Origin of the sequence: Leptospira ainazelensis (genome assembly GCF_016918785.1) — a bacterium.
In the GTDB taxonomy this organism is placed as follows: domain Bacteria; phylum Spirochaetota; class Leptospiria; order Leptospirales; family Leptospiraceae; genus Leptospira; species Leptospira ainazelensis.
In genome coordinates, this window is the sequence record NZ_JAFFPT010000051.1 from 1 (window position 1) to 2,921 (window position 2,921).

The 2,921-nt window shown below is 44.5% G+C and carries 2 protein-coding genes; both read left to right on the plus strand.

The window, feature by feature from the left end:
* Window positions 1–399 precede the first annotated feature (399 nt).
* The gene (locus tag JWG44_RS12705; protein WP_205275336.1) at window positions 400–1,338 is read left to right on the plus strand and encodes a glutathione S-transferase family protein; all 939 of its coding nucleotides are present in this window, start codon (window positions 400–402) and stop codon (window positions 1,336–1,338) included.
* A 508-nt stretch (window positions 1,339–1,846) separates the two neighbouring features.
* Entirely contained in the window at window positions 1,847–2,743 is an 897-nt protein-coding gene (locus JWG44_RS12710; protein WP_205275337.1) for a haloalkane dehalogenase, read from the plus strand.
* Window positions 2,744–2,921: the final 178 nt, after the last annotated feature.

Sequence of the window (2,921 nt, forward strand, 5' to 3'; positions counted from 1 at the left end):
TTTTGTAGGAACTCCTACAAAAAGTCATACTGGGATCCTTCTTCATTCGAAATCGCTTTTTTAACTTGTGGGTAAGGTTATGCTGAAATTTTGGGTGGAGGGGCGGGGGGCGGAAAACTCCGGGTGATTTTCCTATATCACAGAATTATAATTTTGCAAGGAAAATTCTCTCTCAGAGTTTTCGTAGGAACTCCTACAAAAGCTCTTACGGGGATCCTTCTTCATTCTAAATAGCTTTAAAACTTCTGGGTAAAAGGTTATGGAAAATTCTGGGAGGGGGCTTATGAGTTCCACTTACGGCGAATCGAAAAATTCTCCGCCTTATTTTTCAAACGTTAAATCGTCCTTGAATGAGAATTTGATTTGTCGGAAAGAGAGCGCTGTTCCACCTTCTGAAGAATGACTGCAAAAAAAGAAATCATTCTCCACCATTATCCGGCCTCTCCATACTCGGAAAGGGTTCGGCTTTTTTTAGGATACAAAAAAGCGACTTGGTTGTCCGTAATCACTCCGATCACCATGCCGAAACCGGATCAAACGATTTTGACCGGAGGATACAGAAGGGCGCCCGTCTTACAGATCGGATCCGATATCTATTGTGATTCAAGATTGATCCTCGGAGAACTCAATCGAATTTTCCCTGAACCTCCGATCTCGCTCGAAAACGCAGACGCAGCGTCCGCCAATCTTTTGGCTGAATTGGTCGACGCAGACGTATTCTTAAAAGTCGCCAAATTTGTGATGGGATCTTACGCGCAAAAACTTCCACAGGAACTCGTCGACGACCGGGCCGCGATGCAACCTCAGGAAAAAATGACGAGGGAGAATATGGAAAAGCTGGTTCCGTATCTCCAACTCAGTCTTTCCAAAATACTTCCCGAGTTCGCAAAGGTCTTGGCGAAAAAACAGTTTTTCGGAGGAGAGATTCCGGCCCGAGGCGATTTTGCTATCTACCAAATTTTCTGGTTTTTAAATACGATTCGAAAGTTCAAACCTCTCGTTCCCGGAAATGAAAACTTGCACGAATGGTTTGCAAGAATGAAAACGTTCGGCTCCGGAGAATCAATTTTGTTAACCGCCGAAGACGCCTTAAAAACGGCTGCGACGAGTTCTCCGGAACCGATCGTTTCCGCAAATGTGTTACCGGAACCTTACGACCTCAAATCGGGACAAGAAGTGATCGTTCATCCTGAACACTACGATCATGAAAGAATTTTCGGGAAGTTGGTCCATCTCGACGACGAGACAATCGTCCTTGCGAACGAGTCTCCCAAAACCGGTCTGGTTCACGTTCATTTTCCGAGACTGCGTTATCTCGTCTTACCAAAGACTTCTTAACGTTCCTTTGTTTTTAAGAAGAATTTTAGGAAGAATTACAAATCTAAAAAATTCAGTTTTCAAAGATCGTTCGAGCCCTAAAAGATGATCTGGGACGCTCTTTCTTTCCGTGAAAGGTATAAGAATCTTTTGTCGAGGGGGGATAAACGGATAAAGTAGACATAACAGGCAACTTCCGATAATGTACATTATGTCGCATTAATCCGGCTACAGGTTTGTATGTACCGCTTGAGAGTACCCCTCTCGGAATTCGAATTTTGTAAGACATCCTACACAAGGGAACTTCTAAAAATTCTTTCAAGAAAAACAAGAGCTCCGACTTTCAAAACTTTCAGACAAAACGCCCGACTCTCGAAAAACTTAGATTGGATCGTCTCAGAATTCAGTTTGATCCGGTTTCAACTCAGCTGACCAAAAATCGGCAGAAGAATTCTTTTCCAAAAACGAGGAAGAAAACGTTTCGAAAAGTACTTTCCCCGAAAGGCGATCTCGGGAATTCTAATGCCCCATGGAAATTTTAAGAACACCGGATTCCGCTTTTGAAAATCTGCCTGATTATACCTTTCAACCGAACTACATTCAAATTCAAAACATGAGAATGCACTACGTCGACGAAGGAAAAAAGGACTCACTCGAGACCTTACTTTTGCTCCATGGAGAACCGTCTTGGTCCTATCTCTATCGCAAAATGATTCCGTCCTTAGTCGAGGCCGGTTATCGTGTGATCGCGCCCGATCTCATCGGATTCGGGAAATCGGATAAACCCGACGACCCCGATTTTTTTTCCTATCAGAGCCATATGGATTGGCTGAAAGAATTCTTTTTCGCACTCGACCTTAAGAACGTTACTCTCTTTTGTCAGGACTGGGGAGGACTTTTGGGTCTTCGCCTGGCCGCCGAAAATCAGGAACGATTCTCGAGAATTGTAGCGGCGAATACGTTTCTTCCCACGGGGGACATCCCACCCAAAGAAGATTTTTTGAAATGGAGACAATTTTCGCAAAACGTAAAACGTCTTTCGATCGGAACGATCGTAAAAAACGGATGTGTTTCCGATCTTTCCAAAGAGGTCGTCGCGGCCTATGACGCCCCTTATCCCGAGGAAAAGTTTAAGGCGGCGGCCCGCAAATTTCCCGCTTTAGTTCCGATCTCACCGGAAGACCCAGCATCGGAGCCAAATCGAAAAGCATGGGAAGTTCTAAAAACGTGGAAAAAACCCTTTCTCGTCGCTTTCAGCGATAGCGATCCGATCACAAAGGGAGCCGATATTTTTTTTCGAAGACTCATCCCTGGAACCAAAGGTCAGAAACACGTCACGATTGCAAATGCGGGACACTTTCTCCAAGAAGACAAGGGAGAAGAATTGGCCGAGATACTTCAAAAATTTATCTCAGAAAATCCTTGAGGTGATTTCGGAAGAATTAGGCTATCCGTTAAAAACCCGGACCCGACAAACGGATCGGAGTTTGTTAAAAAGAGGGGAATAAAACCGAAGCGGGCGCCGGGGGAGCGCCCGGGCCCGGCCGTGGTATTTTTTTTTTTTTTTTTTTTTGGGAGTTTTGGGGGAGTTTGGTGTGTTTTTT